This window comes from Demequina lutea (assembly GCF_013409005.1).
In the GTDB taxonomy this organism is placed as follows: Bacteria; Actinomycetota; Actinomycetes; order Actinomycetales; family Demequinaceae; genus Demequina; species Demequina lutea.
The window spans coordinates 318062-343642 of record NZ_JACBZO010000001.1 but is presented as its reverse complement, the minus strand read 5'-3'; the positions used below and the strand labels follow the sequence as shown (position 1 = coordinate 343642).

Below are 25581 nucleotides of genomic sequence, written 5' to 3'. Positions count from 1 at the left end.
AGACTCGTCCCATGTCGACAACCCTGCGCCCGATGAGCGCCGAGCGGCTGCCAGCCTGGCTCGAAGATTCTACTCGCGAGTACATCGAAGAGCTCGTGGCCGCCGGACGCACCCGCGAGGACGCCACTCAGCACGCGGCGACGAGCGTGGCCCCCGCGTTCCCTGACGGTTCGCCCGCACCCGGACAATCCGTCTTCGACGTGCTCGACGACGAGGGCGAGCGCGTGGGCTTCCTATGGATTGGCCCAGATACGAGCGCCGACCCAGATGCTTGGTGGGTGTGGAACATCCAGATCGACGCTGACAAGCGCGGGCATGGCCACGGGCGCGCGGCGATGCTTCTTGGCGAGGACCATGCGCGGCGTGAGGGCGCGCGAACCCTGGGCCTGAACGTGTTTGGATCCAACTCCGTCGCGCGCGGGCTGTATGAGAAGCTCGGCTACGAGACGACCGCTCTGCAGATGCGCAAGCTCCTCACGCCGGAAACCGACTAGCCGCTCACGGCCGACGCGGGTCCTCGGCCTCCATGGCGGCGTTGAACTCGCGCTTGCTCGACTGCCAGCCGTCCTCGTTGAGGCCCGTGCGCCAGTAGCCCGAGATCGACACCCGCGCACGGTCGAGCCCCGCATCAAAGAACAGAAAGCGCCGCAGCGGCTTCACCATGTCGGCGTTGCCGTGCACAAAAGCTTCAACCACGCCGTCGGGCACACCCGCTGCTACCACCGCGCGCGTCAGGGCCTCGCCGTACCCGAGCCCGTGCTCGTCGCGGTGCACCCACGTGATCTCGGTCCTGGACGTCGCGGGTAGCGGCTGGTGATGTTCCGCCGAGGTGACCTCAATGAAGACCAGCGCCCTCGCATCGTCGGGTAGCGCCTCGAGTGCCGCGGCGATCGCGGGGATCGCGGCCTCGTCGCCGACGAGGAGGTGCACGTCGGCATCGGCCGATGGTGCCCAGGCGCCGCTTGGACCCATGAACGAGATCTCGTCGCCGGGCTTGGCACGCGCGGCCCACGGGCCCGCGAGCCCCACGTCGCCATGGATCACAAAGTCGATCGCCATCTCGTTGGTCCCGCGGTCGAAGCGGCGGACCGTGTAGGTGCGCGTCACCTCGCCGAACCGGAGCTTGACGTAGGCGTCCGTAAACGTGAGCTCGGGTAGGGCGCGCAGGTCCTCGCCGGTCAGGATCACGCGGACCATGTCGCGCGCGACGGTCTCGGTGCGCACCACGGTCGCGGTGTGCACTGGACGGGGTGGGCGGGCGGGTGTTGTCATCGCCCCTAGCCTATGCGCGGGCACGTATCGCGAGCCACGGCCCGTCGGGCGACTCAGAGACCGTCGGGCAAAGGCGCGGTGCCGTGCGCGACGGACCGCGCCGCAGCGACCACCCAGCCGATCGACGCGATGAGGACAAGCAGCAGCGCAAAGAGCCATGCCACGGGTTGCAGCGCCCCCACCACGAGCACGGCGAGGGCCGCCACCAGCAGTGTCGCGGACACGACCGGGAAGCCCCGGTTCTCGGCTCGAGCGTGGGGAAGCGTCTCTGACACTCCGACGAGCGAAACGAGGAAGAGCGACGTCGCGCTCGCGAGCAGCCACGCGGTGGCCGCGGGCGTGTGTGCTTCGCCAGAGTGCTCGACGAGGCTCACGACGGCCGCGCCCGCTCCCACGATCGCCGCCGCGATCGGCAGGTGCCAGCCGATCCATGCACCGATAATGCGCGGCTCGTTCACCGGCACGTGGCGGCCCACAAAGTCGAAGTAGAGCCACCAGAACGCGAACGCGAGCACCATTCCGAGAACTGCGGCGACGACGCCGGTGGTGGCCAACTCGGAGCCGGACAGCCCGATGACCACCCCGGACACCACCTCGCCGAGGACGAGGATCGTGAAGAGGTCGAATCGCTCGACGAGGGACTCGGTGGGCACCGTCGCGACCTGGTCCGCCGGGCGGTGGCGCATGAAGGTGAGGAGCGCGAGGGTCAGCCCGATGACGGCGAACACCGCCCACACCGGCACGCGCCACGCCTCGGGCGCCCACGCACTGCTGCCCATCAGGGCGACGCCGCCCATCATGAACCCGACGTAGCGCCTGGCCTGCGGGAGGTACTTGGGGTCGTCGTAGCGCTGCACGCGCCACCAGAACAGCGTCACGACCGCGAGCAGCAACGCGTAGACGGCGGCGAACTCGCGCCCGTACCCGCCGTTGGCACCCCCTGTGAATACCGCAAGGATCGCCAGCAGGGTCATCTCGAGAAAGACGAAGGTGCGGGTGCGGCCGTCCTCGCGGCCATGGAGCTCGTAGTACATCGTGCCGTTGAGCCACAGGATCCACACCATCGCAAAGATGACAGCGAAGGCTCCAACTCCACCCCACGAGACGTGGTGAGCGAGGGCGTTTGCCGCTCGCGCGACCACCACGACGAATACCAGGTCATAGAAGAGCTCGACGTAACTGACCCGCCGCTCCTGCAGCACCTCGCCGTGGGCACGCGGCGGCATCCAAAATAGCTTCCAAAACTGACGCCGCATGGGCGCCAGCGTAGCCGGGGTTCGATCGCCCTCGCCAGGGGTTCCGTGAGAGTGATCGGGCGTGACCGGGCCGAGGCCTACTCGCCGCGCACGATCGCGAGGTACTCGGGGTCGACCACCTCGCCGTGCAGGTCCACGAGCCCAAAGTCCATGGCCTTGTAGGACCACAGACCAAAGCCGATGTCGTGCTCGCGCAAGAGGCCAAGAAAGTCGCCGAGCCAGGCGCGGCGGCTCGCGGGGTCCACCCAGTCGGCGACGCCGAACTCGCCGCAATAGACCTCGTGGCCGGTGCGCTGGGCGAAGGCCACTGCGGGCGCCACGACATCGGCCAAGAACTCGCGGTCCATGCGCTGGTCCACGTGCTGGTCGCCGAACTGGTTGTGCTGCGGATTGGCCGCGAGCCACTCGCCAAGACCATGGAGGTAGCCGGGGTACAACGGCGCGCCACCCCACTCGCGCGGTCCCTCGACCCACGGCGCATTCTGGTGCGTGAAGTACAGCGGCTCGTACGTGTGGAACGTGTAGACGAGGTGGGGGTCGTCGATCTCGACCAGTCCGTCGAGGCCGCTCACCGCGTTGTTGTGGGTCCCGCCGATCATGATGACCGCCTCGGGCGCTATCGCCCTGATGGCCGCGACCGTACGCGACACGAGCGCGTTCCATGGGCCATTGTCGGGCAGGGTCACCTCGTTGAGGAGCTCAAAGACCATGGGGACTGCGGCGTCCGCATATCGGCGCACGATGGTTTCCCACAGCGCGACGAAGCGATCCTGGACGGCGGGATCCGTGAACAGGTTGTTGGCTGCGGCGTCGCCCTCCTCGAGGTCATTGCGGAACGTGAATCCGGGCGCCTCGTGAACATCGAGAATTACTGCCAGCCCCGCGTCGGCGCACCACTCAATGCACCTGTCGATGTAGTCGTACCCGTCCTCGCGCGGCGCCCCGATGGCGTCGTCCGACTCGATCACCGGGTAGTCGACGGGCAACCGCACGTGGTCGAGACCCCATGCGGCGATCCGCTGAATGTCACGCCTGGTGATGAAGGTCCGGAAGTGCTCGTGATCGTAGGCCGCATATTGAGATAGCCATCCACCAAGATTGACGCCCCTGTCGAAGTCCTTCATCACTGCCTTCCATGCACGTCTGTGCTAAGACCATCCTAGGTACGAGGGCGCGCGTCGCCGTGGGACGTGAAGCCTTGCACGTTCCCCTGCAGGCCACGACGCTCAAGATGCTAGCGTCGCTCGCGTGAACGCGAACGTGGCCGCATGAGCAGCGACATCACCCCGCCGGACGCGCATCCGTCGATCACCCACGAGACGGTCGTCTCGCTTGTGGCCGAGCAAACTCCCCACTTCGCGCATCTGGGCATCGGCGAGCGCTTCGACGGTTGGGACTGCGCCATGTTCCGACTGGGGGACGAGTTCGCCGCGCGCCTGCCGCGCACCCAGGAGGCCGTCCGGTTCCTCCAGGCCGAGATGCACTGGGTGCCGCAACTCTCGAGCGGCTGGGACTTTCCCGCGCCGCGCTTCGTGGCGCACGGCGTGCCCGGTCACGGCTTCCCGTGGCCCTGGGCGGTGGTCACCTGGGTTCCAGGCGACATGGCCGATGCCCTCCCCCTGAGCGCCGACGCAGGGACGGCCGTAGGGCGCGCCCTCGCGCAGGTGCACAGTCCGGCGCCGGACGACGCGCCCTTCAACGTGGAACAGTCGATCCCCATGGCCGCCCGCGACGCCAAGGTTCGCGGGCGCGTCGCCACGTTGGCCGCGGCGCCCGGCCCGAGCGGGGAGCAACTGGACAGCGAAGCGGCGCTCGAGATCTGGGCGGAGGCCCTCGCCGCAATTGAGCACACCGAGTGGGTGTGGTCCCACGCCGACCTGCACGGAGCCAACGTGCTGAGCCACGAAGGCGTCTTCGGCGGCATCGTCGATTGGGGCTCGATGGCCATGTGCGACCCCGCCGTGGATCTGGGTTTCACGCACACCCTCATGCCACGCGAGGGAGTGGACGCCGCATTCGCCGAGTACGGACGCCTCACCGGGCGGGTAGACGCCGGCTTTCTTGCCCGCGCACGCGGCATCGCGCTCAGCAAATGCGTTGGCGTCGCCCTCAGCCCACGGGAGGTGACGAGCGCGATGGGTTGGCGCGGGCTCGTGGCCCTGGGGGCGGCCAAGTGGGCGCCCTGAAGGTCACCTCGCGGAGGTGCGCGTGCCGCCCCTGGTCGTGTCAGAGACGGCGTGCTCGCCCAAATCAGGGAGTGCCACCCAGCCCGAACGTCCCTGAGCACTATGGCGGAACCGGCTCCACGCTTCGGCGCCTACTCTGGGTGTACTGCCTCCCCCAAGGACTCCCGTGACCCCCGCCGCCACTCCGCAGCCCGTCCTCCCACGCGCCAGCCACACCGCGTGGGTCGTCTTTGGCGTGGCCGTCGCCGCCTATGTGGTGGCCGTCATTCACCGCACCGCGTTCGGCGTGGCCAGCGCCGATGCGCTCGATCGCTTCGGCATCGGCGCTACGGCGCTGTCGATGCTTGTGGTCGTACAGATCGTCCTCTACGCGGGGATGCAGGTTCCCGCGGGCACGATGCTCGATCGCTGGGGACCCGCTCGAGTCATCATCGCCGGCTCCTTGGTGATGGCAGTGGGCCAGGCGCTCATGGCGTTCGCTCCGGGCTTTGGGTGGGCAATCGTGGCGCGCGCGCTCATCGGCGCGGGAGATGCACCGATCTTCATCGCGGTCGCCCGCTTGGTCACCATTCACTTCCCGCCGCGCCGTGTGCCGGTGATGGTCCAGCTCACGGGTCTCATCGGTCAAACCGGTCAACTCATCTCCGCAATCCCGCTCGCCTACCTGCTCCACCGGTCCGGGTGGACCCCCGCATTTGCCAGCCTCGCCGCCCTCGGCGCAGTGACAGCGGCCACGGTCTGGTGGGTGCTCGTGCGCCCCAGCGACGACGCATCACTCTCCGAGCGCCTGCCAGCCGCCTCGGTCAGGGACGCCCTCAAGACCCATTGGCACACTCACGGCGTGCGGCTCGGCTTCTGGAGCCACTTTGTGGGCCCCTTCTCCGCAAACACGATTGCGTTGCTGTGGGGGTTGCCGTACTTCACCACGGCCCAGGGCCTCTCGAAGGCAGGGGCGAGCCTGCTACTCACGTGCATGGTCCTGGCAAATATCGCGGTGGCACCCTTCATCGGCTTACTGACCGCCAAGTACCCGATGCGCCGTTCATGGCTCGTGCTCGGCGGCGCCGCGGTGGTGGCAATCGCATGGACGGCACTCCTGCTGCCCACCACGCCGCGACCGCTGTGGGAGTTGATCGCCTTCGTCCTGGTGATTGGCGCGGGAGGCCCGATGTCGCTTGTCGGCATGGACTTCGCGCGCTCCTATGCCGTCGCCCACAAGGCGGGTAGTGCGAGCGGGTTCGTCAACATGGGCGGGTTCATCGCCACCATCATCAGCGTCCTGTTGGTGGGCGTCGTGCTTCAGTTTGTCGCACCCCACGGAGCATCGATTTACACGCTGGGCGAGTACCGGATCGCCTTCGCGTCACTCGCGGTCCCGTGGATCATCGGCGTCGTCGGCGTCTATGCCAGCAGGCGCGACACACGTGCCGTCATGGCGGAGGACGGGATCTTGGTGCCCACCATGCGCGAGGCGTGGCGCAAGCGCCTGCGGCGTTAGCGTCCCGACTAGCCGACGACGGAGACGTGCTCCCTGCGGTGCCCCGCGGCGTCGACGATGTCGACAACGGCCATGGCGAAGTCGGGTGCCGAGACGTACGACTTGCCGTTCTTGTCCAGGATCGCCACCTCGCCACCCAAGCGGTACTTGCCCGTGGCGGGGCCCGGCGCGAAGGCTCCGAAGGTCTGCGCGGGGCTAACGAACGTCCAGTCGAGTGCGAACGGCTCGGCCATGAGTATCTCGAGTACGGCATGGCCGACCTTGGCCTCCTGGAGGTATTGGCTCGGCACAAAGCCCTCGATGAAGCGCGGCTTCCCAGGCGCGGGGCGCAAGGAGGAGTAACCGCCGACCACAATCAACCGCACTCCAGATGCCCCCGCCCGCGAAGCAAGCGCCTCGCTCAGCTCGAGTTGCTGGTCGGCCATCGCGCCGCGAGGCGCGGTGGCGGTGACCACGGCATAGGCGCCGTCGAAGGCGCGCGCCCGCACGTCCACGTTCATAATCGACCCCTGGATATAGGTCACGCCAGCGATCGGCTCCGTAGGCGCCGTGCGGGAGATCGCGGTGACCTGATGCCCACGCCTGACCGCCTCGGCCACGATGGCGGCGCCTGCGTAGCCGGTGCCCCCGATGACGGTGATGCGTGACATTCGTTCCTCCTCGAAGCGGGGGTGCTGGGACAAGATCGCGAGGTCCAGCACGCCCAACTTAACCCCGAAACTCGGAACCCCAACACCCGAAGGGCCACGGCGTCGTAGCCTGGGTTCATGAGCATCCCTACCCACAACCTGAACGATGGCCACACGATTCCCGCGATTGGCTTTGGGACGTATCCCCTCGTGGGCGCGGACGGCTACCGCGCCATCCGTTCCGCTCTCGATGCCGGCTACCGGCTCATCGACTCGGCCGTGAACTACGAGAACGAGGGCACGGTGGGGAAGGCGGTGCGCGACTTCTTGCGTGAGTCGGGTACTCCTCGCGAGGCACTCACGGTCCAGACCAAACTCCCCGGACGCCACCACGAGACCGCTCGCGCGATCAAATCGGGCTTCGAGTCTGCGGCGCGGCTGGGCCTCGACCAGATCGACGTGCTGCTGATCCACTGGCCCAACCCGACCACGGGAAAGTACCTCGGCGCGTGGCGCGGTCTGGTCGAACTGCAGAAGCAGGGCATCGCGCGCAGCATCGGCGTCTCCAACTTTACGGCGCCGCTCCTCGCCGAGATCATCGCGGACACGGGTGTCACCCCCGTTCTCAACCAGATCGAGTTGCACCCACTCTTCGTTCAGAAACAGATGCGCGCCGAGCATGCTCGCCTTGGAATTCTTACCGAATCGTGGAGTCCCCTCGGCAAGCGCAACGCCCCCTATGCCACGGCCGCGGTCGCCGATGCCGCGGCGGCCCACGGCGTCAGCCCCGCCCAGGTGGTGCTTCGTTGGCAGGTCCAATTGGGCAACCTGCCCATCCCCAAGTCCTCCACACCGCAGCGCCAGGTGGACAATCTTGACGTGTTCGGCTTCCAGCTCGGCGATGCCGAGATGGCGGCGATTACGGCGCTCGACCAGCCCGACGGCAGGCTCTTTGGCGCCGACCCCGCCACCCACGAGGAGATGTAGGCGCACGGCGCGGCTACCCAACCCCAAACTCTCAGCGCAGGGCACTGTTCGCGCGCGTTGACACGTGCGCCTCGCCGCATTGACATACCTAAAACTGCTATGCATACTTGCTCTAGGTGACCGCTCGGGTCGCGGGAGGAGGCGGCATGGACATCCCCAAGGACCTCGTGGCCGCGAGCGCAACCCCGCTCGTGCTCACGATCCTCGCCGAGGCCGACAGTTACGGCTACGCGATCATCAAGCGCGTCGCCGAGCTCTCGGCGGGCCAGCTCGAATGGACAGAGGGACTCCTCTACCCACTCCTGCACCGCCTCGAACGCCAAGGCCACATCGAGGGAACATGGGGAGCCTCCGAATCCGGGCGTAAGCGCAAGTACTACCGGCTCACGGCCGACGGGCGCGCCGCCCTCGCGGGTCACCAAGCGCAGTGGCGCACGGTGTCGACCGCGCTCGAGGGAGCCTGGACCGCCATCAAGCTCGACTTCGGACCCTCGGGGGCCTTCGCATGACCGACGCACTCGACACCCAGATCGACCTGTGGCGCGCGCACATGGAGCGCCGCGCCACCGTCACCACGACCGACGTCGACGAGCTTGAGGACCACCTCCGCGGCCACATCGAGTCGCTCACGGCCGCGGGACTCAGCGACGACGAGGCCTTCCTTGTCGCCATGAAGCGCCTGGGCAGCCAGGACGACATCGCGCACGAATTCGCTCGCGAAAACTCCAAACGGCTGTGGAAGCAACTCGTGCTCGGCGCCTCGGAGGACGAGGCTCGAGGCGCACGCGCAAGCGGATGGCTCCCCGCCGTGCTCTTCGCCGTCGCCGGCGCAGCGCTCGTGCGGCTGCCCCTCTTCGGCGACATCAACGGCTGGGCGGGCGAGTCGTACGCGCGGGCCGCGGGTGTCATCGGCCTGGCAGCCGTCGTCGCCTACCTCTTATGGCGCAACGCTCCTGGACGCACGCTGACCGCCGCGGTCGCGGGTGGCATGGCCGCTCTCGCGGCGCTTGCGCTCATGTATCCGCTCCGCGCCGGAGGGGACGCCTTCATCTCGACGATGCTTCACGTTCCGGTGGCCGCGTGGCTGCTCGTCGGCCTCGCGTACGCGGGCGACCGCTGGCGCACCACGGAAGGCCGCATGGACTTCGTGAGGTTCACGGGCGAGTGGGTCATCTACATGACGCTGCTGGCGCTGGGCGGCGGAGTGCTCATGGGGATCAGCGCCCTCGTCGCATCGGCGGCGGGGGTGGATCCCGCCACGGTCCTCACCGAGTGGATCCTTCCGTGCGGCGTCGGCGGCGCCGCCGTGATCGCCACGTGGCTGGTCGAGGCGAAGCGCTCGGTGATCGAGAACATGGCGCCCGTGCTCGCACGCGTCTTCACTCCCCTCTTCACCCTCACCTTCGGCGTGCTCCTGGTGGTCGTGCTCGCGTCGGGGAACATTCTCAATCTCGACAGGAATCTGCTCGCGGTCTGCAACGCGATCCTGGTGCTCGCGGCCGGACTTGTCCTCTACAGCCTCACTGCCAGGTCGGACGATGCCCGTACCGGCTGGTTCGACTGGCTGCAGGTGGCACTCGTGACGGGGGCGCTCGCGCTAGACCTTCTCGCGCTCGTCAACATCGTGACGCGCATCGGCGACGGCGGCTGGACCTTTAACCGCACCGTGGTGCTCGGGGCCAACCTGATCCTGCTGGCCAACCTCGCGGTGAGCGCGTGGCTTCTCATCCGCGTAACGCGGGACGAAGGTGGGGCCGTGCTGCGGCTCGAACGCTGGCAAACGGCGCTTTTGCCGGTCTACGGGGTGTGGGTGCTCGTCGTGATCGTGGTGCTACCACCCGCGTTCTCACTCCTCAAGACGTAGGCGGGCCATAGGCCCATCCGTGGCGATGACCGGCGGGCCTAGGCTTTGCCCCGAGGCACGCATCGTGGCGGCGCCGTTCCACGACGCGCGCTCGACCGAGCCGTGCCGCGTAGCGACCCGAGGAAGACCGTGACCGCACCCACCCGCACCACCCGCCGTGCGTGGCTGGTCTTCGCCGCCGCGGGGGCCGCGTACCTGATCGCGATCGTGCACCGCACCGCGCTGGGCGTGGCGGGAGTCGAGGCCCTCGCCCGCTTCCACATTGGTGCCACGGGGTTGGCCGCGCTGTCCATCGCACAAATTGCGACGTACGCGGCACTACAACCTCCCGCGGGACGGCTGCTCGACAAGTGGGGCCCGCGCACGATGATGGTCGCGGGCTCACTTCTCATGGCCGGGGGCCAGGCGCTCCTGGCCGTCAACCACGATTACAAGGTCGCGCTCATCGCGCGCGTCCTGATCGGCGCGGGGGACGCCCCCATCTTCATCACCGCTTCGCGCCTAGTGGCGCACTGGTTCCCTCCCCGAAGGGCGCCGATGATGGTGCAACTCACGGCACAGATCGGCCAACTGGGACAGCTCACCACCGCCATTCCCGTCGCGTGGCTGTTGCACGCGCAGGGCTGGTCACCCACGTTCCTGACGCTGGCCGGTCTTGGCGTCGTGGCGGCCGCGCTCGTGTCTGGCGTGCGCGCGCCGACCGATGCGGATAGGGCCGGCTCGGCCGCGTTGTCCGAGGTGCGAGCGCGCGGAACCGTCTCCAAGGCCGGGGTGAGGCTCGGCTTCTGGACGCACTTCACCGCGCTGTTTTCGGCGAACACCATCGCCCTGTTATGGGGCGTGCCGTTCTTCATCACGGCCCAAGGTCGCAGCCCCGCGGAGGCGAGCGTCTTGCTCACCGTGCTCACGCTCAGCAAGTTTGCGGTGAGCCCCTTGGTGGGCACCGCGACCGCCAGGCACCCCTTGAGACGCTCCTGGCTGGTACTGACCTTTGCCGGGATCACCGCCGTGGCGTGGACGGCCCTGCTCTTGCAGTCGACCCCGCGGCCGATGTGGCAACTCGTGGTCTTCGTCGCCGTCATCGCCGCCGGGGGCCCCGTGTCGCTCGTTGGCCTCGACTACGCGCGCACGTTCGCCGACCACGATCACCTGGGCGCGGCGAACGGCAGGGTCAATACCGGCGGCTTCGTGTCGACCATCGCGGCGGTGGGCCTCATCGGGCTCGTGCTGCAGTTGGCTGCACCCGATGGCAACTACGACCTGCACGCGTACCGACTGGCTTTCGCGTCGCTCGCGCTGCCGTGGGCGGTGGGCGTGATGGGCATCCTGAGAAATCGCAAGCAGGCGCGCGCCGACTGGGCGGCCGATGGCGTGATCATTCCTCCCGTGAGGGACGCCTTGGCGCAACGCAAGGCACGTCGCACCCGATAGTCGCACCTATTCGAGCACTGGCTCGCTTACGGGACGGTTCGCTTACGGGACTGCTCGCTTACGGGACTGCTCGCTTACGGGACGGCAACCCCGATCACTACAGTGAGGCTCAGAGAATTCGTCGTGCCGCCGCGCCCCAGGAGGAACCCGTGACCGTTACCGAGCGCGAGCGAAGGGCCGTCGGCATCGTCGCCGAACTGGACCTCGCCACCAAGGTGCGCCTCTTGTCGGGCCGCGACTTCTGGACCACCGAGCCGCTGCCAGAACACGACGTGCCGTCGGTGATGATGACCGATGGCCCCCATGGGCTGCGCAAGCAAGACGCCTCGAGCGACAACATCGGCATGTTCGCGTCCGTGCCCGCCACGTGCTTCCCCACCGCGTCGGCCCTCGCCTCGACGTGGAGTCCCGCGCTCGCCGAGGAGGTGGGCGTCGCCCTTGGCCGTGAGTGCGTGACGGCCGACGTCGCGCTGCTGCTTGGCCCCGGCCTCAACATCAAGAGGCACCCCGCGGGCGGGCGCAACTTCGAGTACTTCTCCGAGGACCCGCTGATCAGCGGGCGCATGGCAGGCGCGATGGTGCGCGGCATCCAGGGCCAAGGAGTAGGGGCCTGCCTCAAGCATTACGCGGTCAACAGCCAGGAGTCCGACCGGTTCCGCGTCGACACGATCGTGGACGAGCGGACGCTGCGCGAGTTGTACCTCACGGGCTTCGAGATCGCCGCGCGCGAGTCGCGGCCGTGGGCCGTGATGTCGAGCTATAACAGGGTCAACGGCGAGCACGTGGGCGAATCCGTCCGGCTCGCTCGCGAGAAATTGCGCACCGAGTTCGGCTTTGACGGTCTCCTCATTTCCGATTGGCTCGCCGTCTCCGACAGGGTCGCGGGCGTGAGGGCCGGCCTCGACCTCGAGATGCCAAGCAGCCACGGGACCTGGGACACCCAGGTGATCGACGCCGTACGTTCCGACGCTCTCGACGAGTCTCTCGTTGACGAGGCGTGCGCCCGGGTCATCGGTTTCGCACTGCGCGCAGGCGAGGCGCGTGAGGCCCGCGCGGCCGACGCCGACGAGGCCCACCCGCTCGACCTCGATTCTCACCACGCCGACCCTCACCAGGCCGCTACTCATCACGACCTCGCGCGCCGGGTGGCCGCCGCGAGCACCGTCCTGCTCACCAACAACGGCACCCTCCCCCTCGACAGCGCCGACGGGCTGGCCGTCATCGGCGCGTTCGCCCGGACGCCGCGCTTTCAGGGAGCGGGTAGCTCGCTTGTCAACGCGACCCGCGTCACGACCGCGCTCGACGCTTGTGCCGAGCGAGGCGCCGAGGTCACTTTCGCCCTCGGCTACGACGCGTCCACGGGCGAAACAAACGACGCCCTGGTGGCCGATGCCGTAGCCGCCGCCACCGGAGCATCGGCCGTGCTCCTCATGGTGGGCCTGCCAGCGACCTCCGAGACCGAGGGCCTGGATCGCACCCACCTCGACCTCCCCCAGGGCCAGGTCCGCCTCATCGAGGCGGTCGCCGCCGCAAACCCGCGCACCATCGTCGCCGTGTCCGCTGGCGCCCCCGTCCACATGGATTGGGCGGAACTTCCGGCCGCGGTATTGCTGTCCTACCTGGGAGGACAGGCATCGGGAGAGGCGCTGATCGACATCATTCTCGGCGCCGCGGAACCCAGCGGACGCCTGGCCGAGTCCATCCCGACGCGCGTCGAGGACCTCCCCTCGCACGCCAACTTCGCGACGCATCCCACCCAGGTGGAACACCGCGAGGCCCTCAACGTGGGCTACCGCTTCCACGACACGTGGGGGGTGCCCGCGCGCTTCGCCTTTGGTCACGGGCTGGGATATGCGACGTTCGAGTTCGGGGCGCCAAGGGCGGCACTGACCGGCCGGGCAGCCACCGTGACCGTCCCCGTGACGAACACCGGCAAGAGAGCCGGAACCGCGGTGGTCCAGGTCTATGTTCACGCGCTCGCATCTGCGATTCAGCGCCCCGCCCAGGAACTCAAGGGTTTCGCGTCGCTCACCCTCGAGCCGGGCGAGACAGCCACGACCACCGTCGAACTGGATGAGCGGGCGTTCGCCGTCTACGACGCGTCATCCGCACGGTGGGCGGTCGAGGCGGGTGACTACGAGATCAGGGTGAGCGCCTCCTCGGTCGACGTGCGCGGCACGACGGTGGTGAGCATCAAGAGCGGCGATCGGCTGACGCCGATGCCCTTCCTTGCGGGGCCGGTTGCGAGTGATGCGGAGTGGGAGGCACTGCTGGGACGCCCAGCGCCGACGCCGCGCCCACTGCTTCCCTTCAACCGCGAGTCCACCGTCGCCGACCTGCTCCTGACGTGGGCGGGTCGCCTCCTGAGGCAACAGTTGCTGCGCGCGATATCGAAGGCGATGGGCGTCGACACGGACGACGTCAACCAGACCACCGCGGACGCCTACGCGGATGGCATTTCCTTGCGCGGCATCGCGGCCGGCTCGGAGGGTCGCGTCACGCTACGCGGGCTTGGCGCGATCATCGGCACCCTCAACGTGCTCGCGGGGCCGCGCGCCTGGCGACGTCTGCCCTGAAGGCGACCCGCTAGGCCCGCCCGGCCTCGAGAACGTCAGACACGAAGCCGACGATGACATCCACATCGGCGTCGACAAAGCCATTGCTGCCCGGGTAGGCGACGTGCCAGTTACTGATCGCCTCGTAGCCAGCGGCCGCCGCCGCGATCGCGCGCATGAGGTGAGCTGGGGGCACGTCGCCGATGTCGTTCGTGCCGCTCGTGCCCATTCGCCCGGCCTTCCGTTCGCACCAGGGTAGGTACACCGTTCGCGGGATCACGCGACTCTGAACTACTGAACCTCGCGGAGCTGCCCCGTGTGCACATCGAAGATGAAGCCCCTGAGCTGCGTCGCATCCGCCAAGAACGGGCACCGCTGAACTCGCGTCATCGACTGCTTGAGATCGGCGTCAAGGTTCGTAAAGCTTTCGGGGCTCCACGTGGGCTTGAGTCCGGTCTCCTCGAGAAGCTCGTTGCGCAACTCGTCGTCGGTGAAGGTCAGCGCGCCGCAATCGGTGTGGTGGATCAGGATGATCTCGCGAGTTCCGAGCTTGCGCTGGGAGATCGTGAGGGAACGGATCACGTCATCCGTCACCACTCCGCCCGCGTTCCTGATGATGTGTGCGTCGCCGATGTCGAGCCCTAGCATCGCGAAGGTGTCGAGTCGCGAGTCCATGCACGCCACGACGGCGAGCTGACGCGCGGGCGCCAGCGGGCGGTCAGGAATGTACTGGGCCGCGTATGCCGCGTTGTGGACCAGGAGTTCGTCGGTGATACCCATGCGGCCTACGGTACCTGGCGATACGGTTATCCTGACCTTCTCGAAACGTTTCGATGTGCTCGTTTCGCCATCCACCCAAGGAGACCCTCATGGCACGCATCTTCATCACCGGCTCTACCAGGGGCATCGGCGCCGAGACCGCGAGGCAGCTGATCGGCCTCCGCCACGACGTCGTCCTTCACGCGCGCGACGCCTCCCGCGACGACGCCGCAAGGCACGACTTTCCCGAGGCCGCGGGCGTGGCAGTGGGCGAGTTCGACAGCCTCGAGTCCACGACGGCGCTCGCAGCCGCCGCGAACGACCTGGGCCCGTACGACGTCATCATCCACAATGCGGGAGTTGGCGGCGGGGTCGCGGGACGAGCCCTCACCGCCGACGGACTCGAGCGCATCTTCCACATCAACGTGGTGGCGCCCTACATTCTCACGGCGCTCATGCCGGTTCCCTCGCGCCTCATCTACCTCACCTCCGGCCTTGAGGCCGACGGCACGTGGGAGCCGGATGACCTCCAGTGGTCCTCCCGCGACTGGAACGGGATGAAGGCCTACTCGGACTCCAAACTCCACGACCTCATGCTCGCTTTCGAGGTGGCGGCCCGGCACCCAGAGGCCATCGTGAACGCCGTCGACCCCGGCTGGATCAAGACCAACATGGGTGGCCCCCAGGCCCCCGACCCCGTCGAGCTCGGCGCCGAGACCCAAGTGTGGCTAGCCACTTCCGACGACCCTGCCGCCACCGCATCGGGCCGCTACGTGAAGCGCCGCGAGGTCCACGAGCCCAACCCCAGCGGCCGGGACGCCGCCGCGCGCGCGGCGCTCGTGGCCGAACTCGAGAGGCTCACGGGCATCCCTCTGCCCTAACGCAAGCGCCCGTCCAGTGACGGTGGCGACAAGGCAACGGGCCCGCATCGGCGCAAAAGCGCGATACGGGCCCGTTGCTAAGCGGGGCGGCTATTCGCTACCTCGTACCTGCGCGGCGCTTGTTGATCACGTCGAACGCCACTGCCGCGACAAGGACGAGGCCCTTGACGATCTGCTGGGTGCCCAGAGGCTCGCCCATCAGCAGCATGCCGTTTGACAGCACCGCCATGACGAGACCACCGACGATCGCGCCGGTCACACGACCGACGCCGCCCGTCACGGCCGCACCGCCGATGAAGCATGCAGCGATCGCGTCGAGCTCGAACCCGGTTCCTGCGTTCGGCTGGGCGCTATTGAGGCGGGCCGAGAACAACACGCCAGCCACACCGGAGAGGAAGCCCATGTTGAGCATGATGCCGAAGTTGACCCACTTGACCTTGACGCCCGAAAGTGTCGCGGCAGCGAGGTTGCCACCGATCGCGTACACGTGGCGGCCGAACACCGTGCGAGTCGTGACCACCGTGTAGATTATCACCAAGCTGCCGAGGATGATCAGGACGTACGGAAGCCCGCGGGCGTGGGCGAGTTGCCACGCGAACCACATGACTACGGCCGACACGGCCAGGACCTTGAGAGCGAATACCGGTATCGAGGCCACCGGCTGGTTGTAGGCCATGCGGGCGCGACGAGCACGGTAGGAACCAAAGGCGTAGCCAACAAGCGCAATGGCGAAGACGACAAGCGTGAAGAGGTCGTAGCCGTTGCCGCCCATGACGCCATTGAAGAAGCCATTTCCGATGTCCTGGTAGGGCTTCGGGAAGCCCGACAGCGACACGTTGTGAAGCACCCCCCACGCCAAGCCGCGGAAGAGGAGCATGCCTGCAAGAGTCGTGATGAACGCCGGTATCCCAACGAACGCGACCCAGAACCCTTGCCACACGCCCACGAGGAGGCCCACGCCTATGGCCGCGAGCACGCCGACCCACCATGGATGCCCGTCCTTGATGACGAGCACCGCGGAGAGGCCGCCCGTGAGCGCCACCACGGCACCCACCGACAGGTCGATGTGGCCGCCGATGATGACGATCACCATGCCGATGGCGAGCACCAGGATGTAGGAGTACTGCAGCACGACGTTCGTGATGTTGTCCGCGACCAGCAGCTTGCCGTGAGTCAGGAAGGTGAACAGCGCGACGATGGCCACGAAGGCCAGGACGATTCCGCTTTCGCGCAGGTTGCCCACGAGGCGATTGCCCATGCTTTCGTGAGAGCCAGGGTCTGCCAGGGGCGATGCGGTGACGCTCATCGTCGCCGTGTCGTTCGGGTTGGCGTTGTCCGACATGGGTCGCCTACTCCTTTTCTCCGGCGCCCGAGCGCGCGGATGTTCGTTCTTGGGTCATGAGCTTCATGAGGGACTCCTGAGTCGCGTCGGCGACGTCGAGAACCCCGGTGACTCGCCCGAAGGCGATGGTGTAGATGCGATCGCACGTGCCGAGCAGTTCCGGCAACTCAGAGGAGATCACGATGACCGCCTTGCCCTCGGCAGCCAGGCGATTGACGATCGTGTAGATCTCATACTTGGCACCCACGTCGATGCCGCGCGTGGGTTCGTCGAGAATCACCACGTCGGCGTCCGTGTAGATCCACTTGGACAACACGACCTTCTGCTGGTTGCCGCCCGAGAGCTGACCCACGACCTTCATGACCGACGGGGTCTTGATGTTCATCGACGTGCGGTAATCCTCGGCGACCTTGATCTCCTCGTTGCCGTTGACGAAGCCTCGCTTGGACATCTTGCCCAGCGCGGCCCCGGAGATGTTGCGTCGCACGTCCTCGATCAGGTTGAGTCCGAAGCGCTTGCGGTCCTCCGTGACGTACGCGATCCCGTTGGCGATCGCGTCTGACACGGAACGCAGCCGCAACTCCTTGCCGTTCTTGAAGATGCGTCCCGAGTGCGCGCGACCATATGCACGGCCGAACACGCTCATGGCGAGTTCCGTGCGACCGGCTCCCATGAGACCTGCGAGTCCCACCACCTCGCCTGCCCTCACAAAGAAGGAGGCGTTGTCGACGACGATGCGGTCCTGCTGGGTGGGGTGATACACGCTCCAGTCCTCGACCCGGAAGAGCTCTTCGCCGATGTGCGGCGTGCGCTCCGGGTAGCGGTGCTTGAGGTCGCGACCCACCATCCCGCGAATGATGCGGTCCTGGTCAGCGTCCGGGTCCGACATGTCGAGGTGCTCGATCGTTTTACCATCACGGATCACCGTGGTGGTGTCGGCGATGGCCTCGATCTCGTTGAGCTTGTGCGAAATCATGATGCTCGTGATGCCGCGCGCCTTAAGGGAACGCAACAGGTCGAGCAAGTGCGCGGAGTCCGTGTCGTTGAGTGCCGCGGTGGGCTCGTCGAGGATGAGGAGCTTCACCTCCTTCGAGAGCGCCTTGGCGATCTCGATGAGCTGCTGCTTGCCGACTCCGAGCTGGTTGATGGGCGTCATCGGGTTCTCGTACAACCCGACCTGCTTCATCAGTTCGGTCGCCTCGTGATTGGCGCGGTTCCAGTCGATGAGGCCCACGGCGTTGCGTCGCTCGTTGCCAAGAAAGATGTTTTCGGCGATCGTGAGGCGCGGGATGAGCGCGAGTTCCTGGTGAATGATGACGACGCCAGCGCGCTCGGAGTCGTTGAGCGAATTGAACTTGACGATGTTGCCCTCGAACTCGATCTCACCGTCGTAACTGCCGTGTGGGTAGACGCCTGAGAGCACCTTCATCAGGGTCGACTTGCCTGCGCCGTTTTCGCCGCAGATCGCGTGGATTTCGCCTTCTTCGACCTTCATGCTGACGTGAGACAGGGCAAGCACGCCGGGGAAAGTCTTGGTGATGTCACGCATCTCGAGGATGGTGGACACGTGCCTACCTCCGTTGGTCGGTTCGTGTGGGTCGGGGCCGTATTGCTTGGGCCGTGGGGGTGGCGCCGTTCCGGTACCGGGCCAAAGCGCACCCGGTACCGGAACGAACAGACGAGCGGTCTTAGCCTGCAGCAACTCCAGAAGCGACCTCAGCGGCGGTCCAGTAGCCCGAGTCCACCAGCAGCGGCGTGATCGTGTCCTTGTACACGATGTCCGACTGAAGCAGGAAGGACGGGACAACCTTGACGCCATTGTTGTACGACTTGGTGTCGTTCGCGACCGGCTCCTTGCCCGTGAGGTAAGCCTGCGTGGCCGTCACGGCCTGTTCGGCGAGCTTGCGGGTGTCCTTGAAGATCGACGAGAACTGCACGCCGTCGGCAATGAGCTTGACCGAGTCAATCTCGGAGTCCTGACCGGTGACGACTGGGAAGCCGTTGCCGACAGTGCCCTTGTAGCCACCGTTCTGGAGCGACGTGATGATGCCGCGCGAGATGCCGTCGTAGGGCGACAGCACGCCGTCAACCTTGGTTCCGTCGGCGTAGGTCGACGTCAGCAGGTTGTCCATGCGGGCCTGAGCGGTCGCCTGGTCCCAGCGCAGAGTAGCGACCTGTTCGATGGCGGTCTGACCCGACTTCACGACGAGCGTCTTCGCATCGATGTAGGGCTTGAGGGTGTCGACCGCGCCGTTGAAGAAGAAGGCCGCGTTGTTGTCATCGAGCGAACCAGCGAACAGTTCGATGTTGAACGGACCGGTGGCAGTGCCCTTCGAGCCGTCTTCCTTGAGCAGCCCGAGGCCGACGAGCAGCGAGGTCGCCTGCTGGACGCCCACCTTGTAGTTGTCAAACGACACGTAGAAGTCAACGTTGGCCGAGTCACGAATGAGTCGGTCGTACGCGATGACCTTGATGCCGGCCTTGGCGGCGGCGTCAAGCTGAGTCGACAGCGCGGTGCCATCGATGGCGGCGATGATCAGCACCTTGGCGCCGTTGAGAATCATCTTGTCGATCTGCTGGGACTGCGTGGGAATGTCGTCGCCCGCGTACTCAAGGTCAACCTTGTATCCCAGGCCTTCGAGGCCGGACTTGACGGCCTTGCCGTCGGCAATCCAGCGCGACGAGGTTTCGGTAGGCATTGCGACGCCGATGAGGCCGCCGGCGGCGGGAGCCGCGCTATTCGTTGCGGGGGCGGCCGACGTGGTCGTGGTACCGGCTCCCGAACCGCTACAAGCGGCGAGCGCCAGCGCAATCACGCCTGCGGCAGCCACAGCGTAGAGCTGCTTCGCTTTCATATCTCCTCCTTGAGATCCACCCCACGTGAGCCGTGAGAATGGTGGTTCTCGAATTATGTTCACGTTCACATCACGGTGTCAATCGCGCCGGGGTCACGATTCGGTTAAGGCGCATCTTGGCCACAACAAACGCTGGAAAGGTCCAGCGCGAACCGCTAACGGCGTGCGGACGCCCTCGGGGCGGCGACGGACGCTCGCACAATCAACTCGGCGGAAAGTGGCGTCGTGTCCGGCAGTTCGTGGCCGCTGATGGCGGCAACGAGCAGTTCGACGGCCAGCTCACCCACCGCAGGAAAGTCCTGTTTGATGGTGGTGAGGGGCGGCAGGATGAACGCAGACTCCGGGATGTCGTCGAAGCCAACGACCGACATGTCGGCCGGGATGCGAAGTCCAGCATCGACCAGTGCGTGAATCAAACCCATGGCCATCTGGTCGTTTCCGCAAAAGACCGCGGTGGTCGACGGATCCAGCTGGTCGGCGAGCTCATAGCCAGACAACGGCGTCCAGTCCCCATACAGCGTCGGAAGAGGCGCCAGTCCGTGGCGTTCATACTCGACGCCGATCGCCTCCACGCGCAGCAGCGCCTCGGTGGACGTCAAAGGACCGGCCAAGTGCTGGATCCTCTCGTGACCGTGGCTTACCAGGTGCGCAATCGCCAACGCGACGCCCTCCCCCTGGTTGACGGACACCGACCACGGTGCGCGTTCGTCTCCAGTCAGCAGGTACGCGACGGGCACCCCAGCGTCGTACGCGTCGATCGCGGCCAAAAAGTTGCGCACGGACGCCATGACCACGAGCGCCTCGACCGCGTGGTCGAAGAGAAAGTCGAGCGCGCCCAGAACGGACTGCGTGTCCTCTGGCGTGACGGTCACGAGCGGCTGAAAGCCCGCCTCCCTGATCGCTCGCTCCACCGCGTACAGGCTCGAAGTCGGCCCGAAGTTGGGCCCGTTGGGGACCAAAACGCCGATGGCGTGGGAACGGCCAAGCACAAGACTGCGCGCGGCGTTGTTGCGGCGGTAGCCGAGCTCCCCGATGGCCGCCAAGACGTCGGCCTTGGTTCCGGGCCTGACTCCGGCAAAGCCGTTGAGGACCCGCGAAACGGTCTGGTGCGACACCCCGGCGCGAGTGGCAACGTCGTGCATGCTTGGTGCGCGCTCCGCCTTGGGCACGCGCGCCGAACGCGGTACCGCCATCCGAAACCTCCGCTCACCATTGATGCGAATGCGGCCGGCCTCTTCGCGCCGATGCGAGAACCCGCCACCTTTGCCGCGAAAGAACGGGCCACACCTGACCAATGTTCACGATAACATCAGTCGAAGAAACACTTCGATGAATGATGGTGCGCTGGCGCGGACTATCTGAGAATGGGGCCTGGGCAATGGCGCACAGCAACGATGCGGCGCATGAGAACCGCGACACGGTACGCCGTCTGTCCTGCCCCTGTCGAGACTTCCATTCTCGGCATCAACCAGGCACGATGTTCGGGAAGCGCGATCTGCAACGAGGACATTCATGACCACGTCAGTTGAAGCCCACGCCGCGGCGTTTGGCTCATATCCCGACGGAACGTGGTCGGCTCCAGGGCGCGTTAACCTTGTCGGCGAGCACACTGACTACAACGACGGCTTGGTGCTGCCCTTTGCGATCGATCGCCGCACTGAGTGCGCGGTCAAGGTCACAGACGATGGTTCCATCCGCGTCGCGTCCACCCATTCACCGGAAGTCGTGTGTGTCAAAGTCGCCTCGCTTACTCCGGATGGCCTCGATGGATGGTCGGCGTACCCCCTGGGAGTCGCGTGGGCTCTGCGCGAAGTCGCCGTCAGCAAGGGACTCGCGGATCGCCTCCTGGGCTGCGACCTCGCGATCGCTTCCGACGTTCCCATCGGCGCGGGCTTGTCGTCATCGGCGGCGATCGAGTGCGCGGTTGCCGTCGCTCTCAACGAGCTGTGGGGCCTTGGCCTCGAGCCGATGGAACTTGTGCTCGCGTGCCAGCGGGCGGAAAACGTCGCCGTCGGCGCACCCACCGGAATCATGGACCAGACCGCCTCGCTCTTCGGGGTCGAGGACCACGCGGTACTGCTCGACTGTCAATCCCGCGAGGTTCAGACAGTGGAACTCGGACTTGCCGCGGCGGGACTGTCCATCATGGTGATGGACTCCAAGGTCGAGCACGCACATGCGACGGGCGGCTACAAGGAGCGCCGGGCCGACTGTGAAAGGGGCGCCACCGAACTCGGAGTCGCCACGCTGCGCGCGCTCAGCCCTGCCGACCTGCCGCGGGCAAAGGCCGTCCTATCCGACCGTGTCTTCCGGCGCGTCCGCCACGTCGTGACCGAGAACGAGAGGGTGCTCGACACGGTACGCGCGCTCGGCACCCTGGGGCCCACCGCCATCGGCGACCTCATGCTCGGTTCTCACGCTTCGATGCGCGACGACTTCGAGATCTCCGTGCCCGAGATCGACGTGGCCGTCGACGTGGCCGTCGAGGCCGGGGCGCTCGGTGCCCGCCTCACAGGGGGCGGGTTCGGCGGCGCGTCGATCGCGTTGGTCCCCACTGCAAAATGGGACGACATCGCGGCGGCCGTGACCGAGGCGCTCGACTCAAGGTCGATGCAGGCCCCGCACATCTTCGGCGTGAGACCATCTGACGGAGCGCGACACGACGAGCAAGGATGAGCGGATGACCTCACGGTGGATGGTGACCGGCGGCGCCGGGTACATCGGTGCGCACATTGTTCGGGCCCTGGCCGCTGCGGGGATGACTCCCGTGGTGCTCGACGACCTCTCCTCGGGGATTGCGAAGTTCGTCCCCGACGGCGTGCCCTTCGTGCGCGCCTCGGTACTCGATACCGAGGCGGTCGCCGACGCCCTGCGCGAGCATGCGATCGACGGCGTCATCCACTGCGCGGGATTCAAGTACGCCGGAGAGTCGGTGGCGCGTCCGCTTCACACCTATAGGCAGAACGTCACCGGAACGGAGAGCCTGCTCGACGCGATGGCGCGTGCGGCCGTTTCCCGCCTGGTGTTCTCGTCCTCGGCTGGGGTCTACGGTACGCCGCCCGTCGAGCGGGTCACCGAGGACACCGCCACCTCCCCCGAGTCTCCCTACGGAGAGTCCAAGCTCATCGGAGAATGGCTCATCCGGGATCAGGTTCGTGCCACCGCCAGCACCGAGGCTCCCCTGGTAGCGACCAGCTTGCGTTACTTCAACGTGGTGGGCTCCGGCGATGACGGCATCTACGACGCCTCGCCCCACAACCTGTTCCCCAAGGTCATTGCCGCTCTCGCGGCCGGCCAGGCGCCACGGATCAACGGCATCGACTACGCGACTCCCGACGGCACGTGCGTGAGGGACTACGTGCACGTGAGCGACATCGCCGCCGCGCACGTCGTGGCGGCCCGCAAGCTTGCCGCAGGCGAAGCCTTGGCGCCGGTGTACAACCTGGGATCCGGAGAGGGGTCGTCCGTTCGCGAGCTCGTCGACGCCCTTCAACGCGCGGCGGGATCCACTGCGGAGCCCGTGATCGGCCCGCGTCGCGAGGGCGACCCCGCCCGCATCGTCGCCGATGGCACCCTCGCCGCTCGCGACCTCGACTGGGCAACACGCCACTCCTTGAGGGACATGGCAATGAGCGCATGGAGCGCGCGTCCCTGACGTCTTGAGTGCTTCCCGCGACACGGGGACCAGCTACCTATTCCACCAGGGACCTTCTGCCCCTAGAGTTCGAAACGACCGGGTGCACTGGCAAGCCCGGCTAGGGATTACTCAAAGGCGAAGGAACCCCCTCAATGGCAACTCTTGACAAGCTCAGTAGCTTTTTTAGTTGGCAGGTCCACGGCAACGGCAAGCGCGTCGGCGTTGGGAAGGCCGTAGCGCCCGACGAGCGCCTCTCCTACCCCCGCACCATCGGGATCGGCGCGCAGCACGTGCTCGCCATGATGGGCTCGACCCTGCTCGTCCCGGCGATCACGGGGATGCCCGCAGCTACCACCCTCTTCTTCAGCGCAATCGGCACGGCACTCTTCCTCACGATCACGGGCAACAAGGTGCCGTCGTACCTCGGCTCGAGCTTCGCGTTCATCGCGCCGCTCGCCGCTGCGGGCGTGACTGCCGCCAACGCCCCCCTCGACGCCGCGACCATCGGTAAGGGTCTTGGCGGCATCCTGCTGGCTGGCCTGCTGCTCGCTGTGGTTGGCGCACTTGTGAACGCCCTTGGCGGCGGCTGGATTCAGAAGATTATGCCCCCCGCCGTCACAGGTACCATCGTGGCGCTCATCGGTCTCAACCTCGCTACCACCGCCAAGGGGATGTGGGATGCCAGCCCATGGACGGCCTTGGTGACGCTTGCGGCGGTGCTGCTGCTCATGGTGATCTCCAAGGGCTTCCTGGGCCGCATTGCCATTCTTGCTGGCGCGGTGATCGGTTCTCTGTTTGCCGCCATCCGGGGCGAGTGGAAGGGCGCTGGCGACGTCGTCGGCGCCGCCCACTGGTTCGGCCTGCCGGCCTACCACCACCCGAGCTTCGACGGCTCGGTGTTGGTCGCCTTCGTCCCCGTGGTGATCGTGCTCATCGCCGAGAACATCGGCCACGTGAAGTCCGTCGCGGCAATGACGGACAGGAACCTGGACGCTGTCACTGGCCGCGCGCTCTTTGCGGACGGTGTCGCGACGACCATCGCGGGCCTCGGCGGCGGCTCGGGCACCACCACGTACGCCGAGAACATCGGCGTGATGGCTGCGACCCGGGTGTACTCCACGCTCGCCTACTGGGTGGCCGCAGCCTTCGCCCTCGTTCTGAGCCTCGTGCCGAAGTTCGGCGCGGTCGTGTCGGTGATTCCCGTAGGTGTGCTTGGGGGACTCGCCACACTCCTGTTCGGCCTGATCGCCGTCCTGGGCGCCCGCATCTGGGTCCAAAATGGCGTGAACTTCTCTCACCCCGTGAACCTCGTGACGGCCGCAGTGGCGCTGATCGTGGGAACGGCCAACTACACGGCCCACTGGGGCTCGATGGTGTTCGAGGGCATCGCGCTCGGCACGATCGCGGCTCTCGTGATCTACCACGGACTCTCGTGGGTTGCCAAGGTGCGCGGCACTCAGGACCAGCTGCCCACCTCACCGGCGCTCGTTGAGGCCGACGTCGTAGCGGTAAGGGCCGCCGCTGGTAAGCCGACGGTCAAGCCTCCCATCAAGAAGAGGTAAGACCTCCATCGGACGCCGCGTTCCCTACCGCAGGGGGCGCGGCGTTCTGGCGTCGGCGGGTACGTGGTGACCCACTGGGGCACCCGCGAGGAGCCAGCGGGTACGTGGTGACCCACTGGGGCACCCGCGAGGAGCCAGCGGGTACGTGGTGACCCACTACGAGCGGGATGGGGCGTTCGTCAGTCCCAGCCGAGCGCGTGGAGCCGTTCGTCGTCGATTCCAAAGTGGTGCGCGATCTCATGCACCACCGTGACCGCGACCTCGTCCCTCACCTCGTCGACCGTGTCGCATATCGCGAGCGTGGGGTTGCGATAGATGAAGATGCGGTCGGGAAGTTCACCGAACCCCCAGTCGCTCCCCCTGTCCGTGAGCGAGACCCCGTCATACAGGCCAAGAAGCTCCGGATCACCGCCGGGAGAGTCGTCCTCGATGAGTATCACCACGTTGTCGACCAGGTCGAGCAGCTCCGCTGGCACGCGATCGATGGCGTCGTCTACGGCTTGCTCGAAGTCCTCGCGCGACATCTGCACCATGAGTCCATTGTGGCGGTCCGTCGCGGTCGCGGCGACGCAAGTGGACCGGCACCGCCGCGGGCCCCTATCATGGTCACCCAGGCAATTTTCATTGGCCACGCCCCCATCGTCTAGCGGCCTAGGACGCCGCCCTTTCACGGCGGTAGCACGGGTTCGAATCCCGTTGGGGGTACTCCGGTTCACCGGACATGGTTTACACTTTTTCCTGGTCTCCCCGGAGACCATAAGGCCCTGTAGCGCAGTTGGTTAGCGCGCCGCCCTGTCACGGCGGAGGTCGCGGGTTCAAGTCCCGTCAGGGTCGCGGGTATGAATGCCCCTCTTTCGAGAGGGGCAT

The 25581-nt window shown here is 66.8% G+C and carries 23 protein-coding genes and 2 tRNA genes; 14 read left to right on the top strand and 11 right to left on the bottom strand.

Features of this window, described 5'->3' with window-relative positions:
- Positions 1-11: 11 nt before the first annotated feature.
- Entirely contained in the window at positions 12-494 is a 483-nt protein-coding gene (locus BKA03_RS01705) for a GNAT family N-acetyltransferase (protein WP_062074798.1), read from the top strand.
- Between the two features lie 4 nt (positions 495-498).
- On the opposite strand, the gene BKA03_RS01700 is transcribed toward BKA03_RS01705, so the two are convergent.
- The 3 genes from BKA03_RS01700 to BKA03_RS01690 form a co-directional block, all read right to left on the bottom strand.
- Positions 499-1272: a siderophore-interacting protein gene (locus BKA03_RS01700; protein ID WP_062074799.1), complete on the bottom strand. Its 774-nt coding sequence runs from the start codon at positions 1270-1272 to the stop codon at positions 499-501.
- Positions 1273-1325: 53 nt separating this feature from the next.
- Entirely contained in the window at positions 1326-2528 is a 1203-nt protein-coding gene (locus tag BKA03_RS01695) for a low temperature requirement protein A (RefSeq protein WP_083971431.1), read from the bottom strand.
- A 77-nt stretch (positions 2529-2605) separates the two neighbouring features.
- Positions 2606-3652 (bottom strand): glycoside hydrolase family 5 protein, encoded by a 1047-nt coding sequence (locus tag BKA03_RS01690; RefSeq protein WP_062074801.1) that lies wholly within the window; start codon positions 3650-3652, stop codon positions 2606-2608.
- A gap of 144 nt (positions 3653-3796) precedes the next feature.
- Here BKA03_RS01690 and BKA03_RS01685 point away from each other — a divergent pair, with 144 nt between their 5' ends.
- Entirely contained in the window at positions 3797-4714 is a 918-nt protein-coding gene (locus BKA03_RS01685) for a phosphotransferase (RefSeq protein ID WP_062074802.1), read from the top strand.
- A gap of 166 nt (positions 4715-4880) precedes the next feature.
- Entirely contained in the window at positions 4881-6212 is a 1332-nt protein-coding gene (locus BKA03_RS01680; RefSeq protein WP_062074803.1) for an MFS transporter, read from the top strand.
- Between the two features lie 8 nt (positions 6213-6220).
- On the opposite strand, the gene BKA03_RS01675 is transcribed toward BKA03_RS01680, so the two are convergent.
- On the bottom strand, positions 6221-6862 hold the full coding sequence (locus BKA03_RS01675; protein WP_062074804.1) for an NAD(P)-dependent oxidoreductase: 642 nt from the start codon (positions 6860-6862) through the stop codon (positions 6221-6223).
- A 117-nt stretch (positions 6863-6979) separates the two neighbouring features.
- On the opposite strand from BKA03_RS01675, the gene BKA03_RS01670 reads away from it, so the two are divergent.
- The 5 genes from BKA03_RS01670 (at position 6980) to BKA03_RS01650 (ending at position 13699) form a co-directional block, all read left to right on the top strand.
- The gene (locus BKA03_RS01670; RefSeq protein WP_062074805.1) at positions 6980-7828 is read left to right on the top strand and encodes an aldo/keto reductase; all 849 of its coding nucleotides are present in this window, start codon (positions 6980-6982) and stop codon (positions 7826-7828) included.
- 146 nt (positions 7829-7974) lie between these two features.
- Positions 7975-8337, top strand: a complete 363-nt coding sequence (locus tag BKA03_RS01665) for a PadR family transcriptional regulator (RefSeq protein ID WP_062074806.1) — start codon at positions 7975-7977, stop codon at positions 8335-8337.
- Positions 8334-9692: a permease prefix domain 1-containing protein gene (locus tag BKA03_RS01660; protein WP_062074807.1), complete on the top strand. Its 1359-nt coding sequence runs from the start codon at positions 8334-8336 to the stop codon at positions 9690-9692. Before BKA03_RS01665 ends, BKA03_RS01660 begins: the two co-directional genes overlap by 4 nt.
- A gap of 129 nt (positions 9693-9821) precedes the next feature.
- The gene (locus BKA03_RS01655; RefSeq protein ID WP_062074808.1) at positions 9822-11123 is read left to right on the top strand and encodes an MFS transporter; all 1302 of its coding nucleotides are present in this window, start codon (positions 9822-9824) and stop codon (positions 11121-11123) included.
- 149 nt (positions 11124-11272) lie between these two features.
- A complete protein-coding gene (locus BKA03_RS01650) occupies positions 11273-13699 on the top strand; it encodes a beta-glucosidase (protein ID WP_062074809.1) in 2427 nt (808 codons plus the stop codon).
- A 10-nt stretch (positions 13700-13709) separates the two neighbouring features.
- On the opposite strand, the gene BKA03_RS01645 is transcribed toward BKA03_RS01650, so the two are convergent.
- Both BKA03_RS01645 and BKA03_RS01640 read right to left on the bottom strand, forming a co-directional pair.
- Positions 13710-13907 (bottom strand): hypothetical protein, encoded by a 198-nt coding sequence (locus BKA03_RS01645; protein WP_062074810.1) that lies wholly within the window; start codon positions 13905-13907, stop codon positions 13710-13712.
- A 62-nt stretch (positions 13908-13969) separates the two neighbouring features.
- Entirely contained in the window at positions 13970-14458 is a 489-nt protein-coding gene (locus BKA03_RS01640) for a beta-class carbonic anhydrase (RefSeq protein ID WP_062074811.1), read from the bottom strand.
- An 89-nt stretch (positions 14459-14547) separates the two neighbouring features.
- On the opposite strand from BKA03_RS01640, the gene BKA03_RS01635 reads away from it, so the two are divergent.
- Positions 14548-15318, top strand: coding sequence for an SDR family NAD(P)-dependent oxidoreductase (locus BKA03_RS01635; RefSeq protein WP_062074812.1), 771 nt, complete (start codon positions 14548-14550; stop codon positions 15316-15318).
- Between the two features lie 97 nt (positions 15319-15415).
- Here BKA03_RS01635 and mmsB read toward each other — a convergent pair whose 3' ends face one another.
- From mmsB to BKA03_RS01615, 4 genes are all read right to left on the bottom strand, one after another.
- A complete protein-coding gene (gene mmsB / locus BKA03_RS01630) occupies positions 15416-16576 on the bottom strand; it encodes a multiple monosaccharide ABC transporter permease (RefSeq protein ID WP_062074940.1) in 1161 nt (386 codons plus the stop codon).
- A 91-nt stretch (positions 16577-16667) separates the two neighbouring features.
- The gene (gene mmsA, locus BKA03_RS01625) at positions 16668-18209 is read right to left on the bottom strand and encodes a multiple monosaccharide ABC transporter ATP-binding protein (protein WP_062074941.1); all 1542 of its coding nucleotides are present in this window, start codon (positions 18207-18209) and stop codon (positions 16668-16670) included.
- A 139-nt stretch (positions 18210-18348) separates the two neighbouring features.
- Positions 18349-19515, bottom strand: coding sequence for a multiple monosaccharide ABC transporter substrate-binding protein (gene chvE, locus BKA03_RS01620; protein WP_062074813.1), 1167 nt, complete (start codon positions 19513-19515; stop codon positions 18349-18351).
- 155 nt (positions 19516-19670) lie between these two features.
- Positions 19671-20708: a LacI family DNA-binding transcriptional regulator gene (locus BKA03_RS01615; RefSeq protein ID WP_062074814.1), complete on the bottom strand. Its 1038-nt coding sequence runs from the start codon at positions 20706-20708 to the stop codon at positions 19671-19673.
- Between the two features lie 319 nt (positions 20709-21027).
- Between BKA03_RS01615 and galK the strand changes: the two genes are divergently transcribed.
- From galK to BKA03_RS01600, 3 genes are all read left to right on the top strand, one after another.
- Positions 21028-22191: a galactokinase gene (gene galK / locus BKA03_RS01610; protein ID WP_062074815.1), complete on the top strand. Its 1164-nt coding sequence runs from the start codon at positions 21028-21030 to the stop codon at positions 22189-22191.
- A 4-nt stretch (positions 22192-22195) separates the two neighbouring features.
- A complete protein-coding gene (gene galE / locus BKA03_RS01605) occupies positions 22196-23170 on the top strand; it encodes a UDP-glucose 4-epimerase GalE (RefSeq protein ID WP_062074816.1) in 975 nt (324 codons plus the stop codon).
- Positions 23171-23304: 134 nt separating this feature from the next.
- Positions 23305-24714 carry a uracil-xanthine permease family protein gene (locus BKA03_RS01600; RefSeq protein WP_062074817.1) on the top strand — a complete coding sequence of 470 codons (1410 nt, stop codon included), beginning with the start codon at positions 23305-23307 and terminating at the stop codon, positions 24712-24714.
- A 179-nt stretch (positions 24715-24893) separates the two neighbouring features.
- Here BKA03_RS01600 and BKA03_RS01595 read toward each other — a convergent pair whose 3' ends face one another.
- Positions 24894-25247 carry a metallopeptidase family protein gene (locus tag BKA03_RS01595; RefSeq protein ID WP_062074818.1) on the bottom strand — a complete coding sequence of 118 codons (354 nt, stop codon included), beginning with the start codon at positions 25245-25247 and terminating at the stop codon, positions 24894-24896.
- Positions 25248-25346: 99 nt separating this feature from the next.
- Here BKA03_RS01595 and BKA03_RS01590 point away from each other — a divergent pair.
- Both BKA03_RS01590 and BKA03_RS01585 read left to right on the top strand, forming a co-directional pair.
- Positions 25347-25419, top strand: a tRNA-Glu gene (locus BKA03_RS01590).
- Between the two features lie 55 nt (positions 25420-25474).
- Positions 25475-25548 (top strand) — tRNA-Asp (locus BKA03_RS01585).
- The last annotated feature ends 33 nt before the right edge of the window (positions 25549-25581 follow it).